The organism is Photobacterium sp. R1 (assembly GCF_054600795.1).
This window is the reverse complement of the sequence record NZ_BAAHZP010000006.1, coordinates 338,448-344,447: the sequence shown is the minus strand read 5'-3', so window position 1 is coordinate 344,447 and position 6,000 is coordinate 338,448. Positions and strand designations below refer to the sequence as shown.

At 39.2% G+C, this 6,000-nt stretch carries 7 protein-coding genes and 1 pseudogene; all 8 read right to left on the bottom strand.

Annotated features, from left to right (window positions below; genetic code table 11):
- Nucleotides 1-72: 72 nt before the first annotated feature.
- Nucleotides 73-318, bottom strand: a pseudogene (locus ACYP03_RS12830) (AAA family ATPase); the annotation flags it as partial.
- 1,089 nt (nt 319-1,407) lie between these two features.
- The gene (locus ACYP03_RS12825; RefSeq protein WP_330959294.1) at nt 1,408-1,779 is read right to left on the bottom strand and encodes a hypothetical protein; all 372 of its coding nucleotides are present in this window, start codon (nt 1,777-1,779) and stop codon (nt 1,408-1,410) included.
- Nucleotides 1,776-3,131, bottom strand: coding sequence for a hypothetical protein (locus ACYP03_RS12820; RefSeq protein ID WP_459780200.1), 1,356 nt, complete (start codon nt 3,129-3,131; stop codon nt 1,776-1,778). Before ACYP03_RS12820 ends, ACYP03_RS12825 begins: the two co-directional genes overlap by 4 nt.
- A gap of 152 nt (nt 3,132-3,283) precedes the next feature.
- The gene (locus ACYP03_RS12815) at nt 3,284-4,054 is read right to left on the bottom strand and encodes a hypothetical protein (protein ID WP_459780198.1); all 771 of its coding nucleotides are present in this window, start codon (nt 4,052-4,054) and stop codon (nt 3,284-3,286) included.
- 134 nt (nt 4,055-4,188) lie between these two features.
- Nucleotides 4,189-4,449 carry a hypothetical protein gene (locus ACYP03_RS12810; RefSeq protein WP_459780196.1) on the bottom strand — a complete coding sequence of 87 codons (261 nt, stop codon included), beginning with the start codon at nt 4,447-4,449 and terminating at the stop codon, nt 4,189-4,191.
- A 153-nt stretch (nt 4,450-4,602) separates the two neighbouring features.
- A complete protein-coding gene (locus ACYP03_RS12805; protein WP_459780194.1) occupies nt 4,603-4,965 on the bottom strand; it encodes a hypothetical protein in 363 nt (120 codons plus the stop codon).
- A gap of 39 nt (nt 4,966-5,004) precedes the next feature.
- On the bottom strand, nt 5,005-5,388 hold the full coding sequence (locus ACYP03_RS12800) for a hypothetical protein (RefSeq protein WP_459780192.1): 384 nt from the start codon (nt 5,386-5,388) through the stop codon (nt 5,005-5,007).
- Entirely contained in the window at nt 5,375-5,947 is a 573-nt protein-coding gene (locus tag ACYP03_RS12795; RefSeq protein WP_459780190.1) for a hypothetical protein, read from the bottom strand. Before ACYP03_RS12795 ends, ACYP03_RS12800 begins: the two co-directional genes overlap by 14 nt.
- Nucleotides 5,948-6,000 lie beyond the last annotated feature (53 nt).

The window sequence follows — 6,000 nt, the reverse complement described above, 5'->3', positions numbered from 1 at the left end:
TAGGTATGCCCGTCAGAAGCTAACTGCTGGTCATATATGGCATCGTTGATCCTCAAGCTGATTTGATCAACAACGCCCATAAAAGGTAATAGCAGCATTTCCATAACCTTCGTAGTTATTAATTTCCTCAAGAACCATTTCGTCTCGAAATGCGGTTTTATTTTGCCAAGGTAACGCAGTGCCTTGATATTTAACTTGTGTTTGGATTACTTTTCGCCCCACTTCTGGAGTACTTGGATAGCCCAAGCGATTTAAAAATTCGATTACGGTGGTTTTTCTTGAGCCAGGTCCACCAGTAAAGACAACTCGATTATTCAAATGAATCTCCGTAGACGGCTAACAAATGACATGGCTCCCCCTTTAGGCTTTGACACAACTGGAAAGTCTGAACACAGATCACTGGAAGCCACCATGTCACCATTTGTCTAAGGCATCGATTTGGCCAAACATAGCTTTATGTGTTCACGGTGAGGATCATCAAGGCAAGGTGCTGATGCACAAATAATCATGCGGTCTAAAGTCCTTGAAGCTTTTGTAAACATGCCACCCTGCCAACATCTGCACATTTTTTGGGTGACTGCCACGATATATATTTCATAATGATATAAGGTTAAGAGTTTTTGCGGGAAAGCCTGATAATGCGGCGGCACGTTTGTTGCCTTCTAACAAATGAGAAAACGTAACCGCGTAGTGTCATCAGGGTCATGGTATAAAAGCCAATCAACAGAGCGAATGTAGAGCGGCAGTTCCAAACCTTATATAACCTGACGCTGTTGTTGACAACCGGAGGGAGTCTATGTTGCTGCATTTAGGTGTGAGCAACGATGGAATGAGAAATGCCAAGCGTTGGGAATCGCTCTTAAGCAATTTGTCAGTACATGCGCTACTTCTATTTGTGCGCTCCAAGATATTGAAAAGTGGCATAATATGAAAAGCTTTGAACACTGAAGTGAGACTGGCAACTACAAAACTAAACCTCATTTGAGATGACGAAAGCTGGCTAGAAGAAAATAGCACTGAACACCCCTAACTTTGCAAGCTTCAAATTGAAAAAGGATTCGATTCTCGCACTCCGACGACAGCACCGAAGAAAGACAAGATTCGCTTAGAAACAACCGCGAGAATGAAAAAGCGCCAAAGAAATAAGTTAAGAGTTAGAAACCGTAATCGATGAAACCAAAGCGAACACTCTGCATTTAGTGCCACCAGAAAGAACGTGAAAGGCACAAACTGTCCGGTGTAAACATGAACACCAATACAAATAAACACCAAAACTTATGACCTTTGATGCCAAATCCGAACTAACGCTTGGGCTCACTGGCAGCCAAAAGCGGAGTGGCTTGAAGCAAAGCAGAAAGCCGCGCAGCTTTTGGTTGTCCGGTGTAGCCCTTTGTTATGCAATTTGATTTATGGAGCAATTACTCCCAGAAGTTTTTTTATAGATATCACTGTACTGGCCACCGAGCCAACGGCTTTAATACCATCAAGCAAAGAAAGCAAGATAGACTTTGCACTAAAGAAATTAGGAGAGTCTTTCTCCAATTCTGATTTTGCCAATTTGGCAGCATCTATTTTTTCATTTCCAACGTCAGAATTTTCTAAATGCTCAATAAGCCGAGAGATTTCAGTTACCAATTCTAATAGTGCTGGTTCTACAGTATTACTGCCATGTTCGTGATTAGAAATCTTGGCGTTTTCTCCGACGGCCAAGTTCTTAGCAGTCAGTGTCCCACCAGTCATAATAACACCTTGATTTTCCTTGTCGGTAGCTCGTGTCACGACTTGTTACCTCCCCCTTTAACAGCTTTTATAGCATCTTTGGCGATAGATGCTCCCTTTCCAACAGCGAATGAATCTGCTTTTACCTCTCCGCCGGATATCATTACGCCCTCGTTAACAATCTTTGTTGATGTCTGTGAAAACTGCTCGGTTGATATATTATTTTTCTCAAGATATTCGCGTAAAGCTCCTAAAAACTCACTTGTAACCAATTTCAGTGCTACGTCCTTGTCAACCTTTTGAAAGTAGCGCTCAAAAGACACAGAAGACCACTTTTCTCTCAATGAGCTATCCCAGCCATAGTTATATAACCTATTAGACTCTAATTCCCTTTTCCAACCTTTCTGACGCGCGCTATCAGCCATAAATCCACCTTGAACGAAAGTAAGCACATTGATTACTACTCCAATCCAGGAAAATGCTCCAGTAAATATTGATTGGATGAGGCTTTCACCAAACTCTTTGCCTGTTGGTTTCAAGGGGATTTCATCAATTGCTAAATATTTTTCTTTTAAAGGAGGAAGGAGAAAGAATCGCGCCTCAGTAAATAAATTGTCCTTAACACTTAAAAACCTATAATACACACTTAGTATCATCTGACCATCCCACATGGGAATTCGCACAACTCTGTAATGACGCTCTCTTTTGTCGTCATTATTTATCTTAGTGTTAATATACTGAAGGTCGACATTATCAACCGGCTTAGAAAGGCGGCCATTTGGAAGCAAATACGCAACCAAATTAACATCTTTCCCGTTGATGTATAACTCATCCGTTATTTCAATATCGTCAATGCCAAGAGATAGTAATCTTTTTTTTAGTTGTTCATGCAATTCTGTTACCGAAACTGGCTTTACGGGTTTACTCTTATCCTCGGCTTCTTTTGTATTTATTGTAAAGGACCAGCTATCTAAATCAATGCCAGCACCTACAAATGGAGAATATCCACCAGAAATCATAATATTCTTTTTGTTTGTTTTGTTTTCCTCATCATCTTTATTTTCACCAGCTAAAATTAGCCGAGCTTTTTTCTTTGCGGAACGATTATAAATAAATTCCGCGATTGAAGTTAATGCCAAAGCAGGTATCAACATTACCCAATTGTCTTTTGGGTCCTCAATGAAAATAAAGAAGAAAATCAAGACAACTATAAATATAAATGCCGATTTTCCAAAATGACTTACTTTCGCTTTTTCAAGTTCTTGACTGATTTTATTCAATTCAACGCCATACTCAGGCGCTGAAGATTTATATGGGTGACCTAACCTCTCTTTCAAGTCCTCTTTAAAGTCGTCCGGGTACAAGTGCGCCGCCGACATTAACAGTCTAGTAGTTCTGTTTGTATTGGTCACAACATCCTCCTTTTCATTGTCAACGATGAATTCACTGCGTGGTCTATTACGCATAACGCCCTATTAAGGTGTGAGTATCGCAATACTGAAGCCGCCGCATACCACCTTAAACACTAAAACCAACGCATAGTAAAAATGCGACGCGTGCCGAATCACCTTGAACAATTTGTTATGTATAATTGGGCAACACTTTGAAATTCTTCCTCACTTGAGACAACTATTCCCCCCTCTATAAATAGAAGATGTTCGACTGGTAGCTGATCCTCTATTAGAGCACAAAGGTCTTGGACAGATTTAGCTATGCCAAATCTACATTCACATACTCTTTTGACCAGAGTACCCATTAATGTATCAGCTTGAGTAGCAGCCAAATTGTCAATATCTTGATCTATCCAAACACTGGCATTTGGAGGAACGCCCCTATAATTAACAGCTATATCATGTAAAATACATGTCGAACCTCCGTCATTTCTATTTCCATTTGCACAACCATTTGCTTGGCTAGAGTAAAACTGCTCCCAAATAGCAAACCCCATGTTAAATGGCTTAACCTGACGCGCTAATTGGGTAGAAAAATGAGATACTTGAGATGTTTTATTAGGTTTAAGATAGTCCCAATTAATTCGATCAGTTTTAGCTTCGAATAAACAGAGTTTACATTCACGAAGATCATGATCTACTAATATGATACAAGCATCAACGCCCCATGCTTGTTCTGCATTAGCTGGGAGCTTTTGTGCAACTGTAGTTGCTCGTAAAGGAAGATGAGTATTTATGATTCGACGAATATGTGCGGTCAAATTAGACGTATAATCATTTTCGTCAACTACATACCCTAAATTAAAATCTGTCCTGATTTCTGCATCCGATATATTAATCAAATGCTCCAATTCAAAACGAATTTTATGATCAAACAATGCCATACTCCCTCTCTTTATACATAACGCCCTGTTAAGTAGTGAGGCACGCTATACAAAAGCCTCTGCACTACTCCGTAATCAAAAAACTAACTGCAAACCAAAAGTGCCACGCGTGCCGAATCTGCTTGAACAGTTTGTTATGTGCGTAGCCTTTGGGGCGTGATGAATTGTTCATAACACTCATTACACAACCAAGTGCTGCCGCCATAGTAATAGCCAAATCCAGACTCTTCATCAATTTTATGGAAGATTGTCCAATAACATATTAAACAATGTTCGTGTTCATCTTGTTCACAGTATTTTTTAAATATCCAATCCTGATGTTTTTCCCAATCGACATTATCTTTAATATCTTCAAGATTCCATTTATTTCCATAAATTAGAACTTTTTGAGTCACATATTCTCCCAAGTACATAACGCCCAATTAAGGTGCGACAACGCTATTGCACTATACTCTAACCTTACCACGTAAACACTGAGGCTAACTCTAAGTGAAATCACCAGGCGTTGGGAGTCTCTCTTAAATTGTTTGTTATGTTTGTAATAGCGGTTACTCCACTTTTATAGCGTACAGATCATGTAACTGTTCATTATTCGAAGAAGCTAGATTCTGACCTTTACAATAGAGATAAATTGGATTATCAGGCTTATTTTGACAGCCATAAATTATCTCTAAGATTCTAATAATGCTAAGGTCAATAGCTTCGGCAACGACCTCTAAAAGTAGAATTTTCTCATCGTCAGACATTGTACTCAGCCAGCCTTGAGCACGACTAGATACCCCAAAATTATTTCCAGTCATCCACTCGATTGTATGATTCCGTGCATTTTTAATTATAAGGCTCATCAAATCGTTGCTATTCATTTTTTCCCTCAAAACATAACGCCGCGCTTTGCGGCTGGCTTGGAGCACAGCGGAAAACCAGTCTTACAACAGCGCCTTGTTACACATTTATTTGAATTTTGCCTGTTTGGCGAAAAGTTTATACAGCAAACTGCTATTAAATATGACAAAGGCTGCCAAAGCATAAACCACCATGACATACAGAGTGTTATCTACATCAAATTTCCAAAATTCGATTTGACTTGATGAGATAATCTTTACTGCTGTTGGCAAGTTGATGTAGAAAAGCACAAAAAAAGCAATAAATATGGGAAGCACTGTCCCATATAGAGTTTTATTGATTTTATCTCGACATCTTTTTCTTGCACTATCCCCTGATGTGGCCTCATCCTGGTTTAAGGCCTCAGTAATTTTTGGCCAAGCAAGATTAAATAGAAATGTTACGAGAGTAAGCAATAAACCCGATACGGCAACAATATCACTCAACTTCATTTAGACCTAGCTCCCGGCAAAGCAAAGCATGAGAGTCTTCACTAATTTCGAATTGACCAGCACTTCCTTTCCGCTTGGTAATAGGCTTATAGGTTGGTTCATTCTGAGTGATAAGCATATTTAACTCATCTTTGACAACATCAGAGCTTATAACAACCAGATACATCTCATTGACGTGGTCAGCTGATTCTATAACTGTTCTCATTGTACTTGCGAGTACATCGTCTAGTTTATGCCTAAATCGAGAAACAGTATTTTTCAATAACGTCTTGCTTTGGCTTTGAGTTAACTGAAAAATTGTTGATATCTGAGACTCTGTCGGAATACTCTCCTCAAAATAGCTTTCTATTAAGTAAAGCAATCTATCTTGCTTTGCTTCATCAGCCCTATTTGGCATACCGCCTTCTACGAGCATAGTAAGATATTCTGTAAGCGATGCTCTGGCGATTTTATTTAGCGCACCTTGTATATCATGATCTTCAATTTTCAGAGTCTTCTTTATAAGTTCTTTCTGCTCTTGCTCAAATTCATGAGCATCAATTTGGAATGTGATCTCCATTTCTACTCCTTATGTGTAACATTTCATTCAACGACATCACGTCGTGTATCTTA

Bases quoted from the DNA above. Each gene is read 5' to 3' on its own strand.
- ACYP03_RS12815 (WP_459780198.1), bottom strand. From the start codon at position 4,054: ATGGCATTGTTTGATCATAAAATTCGTTTTGAATTGGAGCATTTGATT.
- ACYP03_RS12800 (WP_459780192.1), bottom strand. From the start codon at position 5,388: ATGAAGTTGAGTGATATTGTTGCCGTATCGGGTTTATTGCTTACTCTC.
- ACYP03_RS12795 (WP_459780190.1), bottom strand. From the start codon at position 5,947: ATGGAGATCACATTCCAAATTGATGCTCATGAATTTGAGCAAGAGCAG.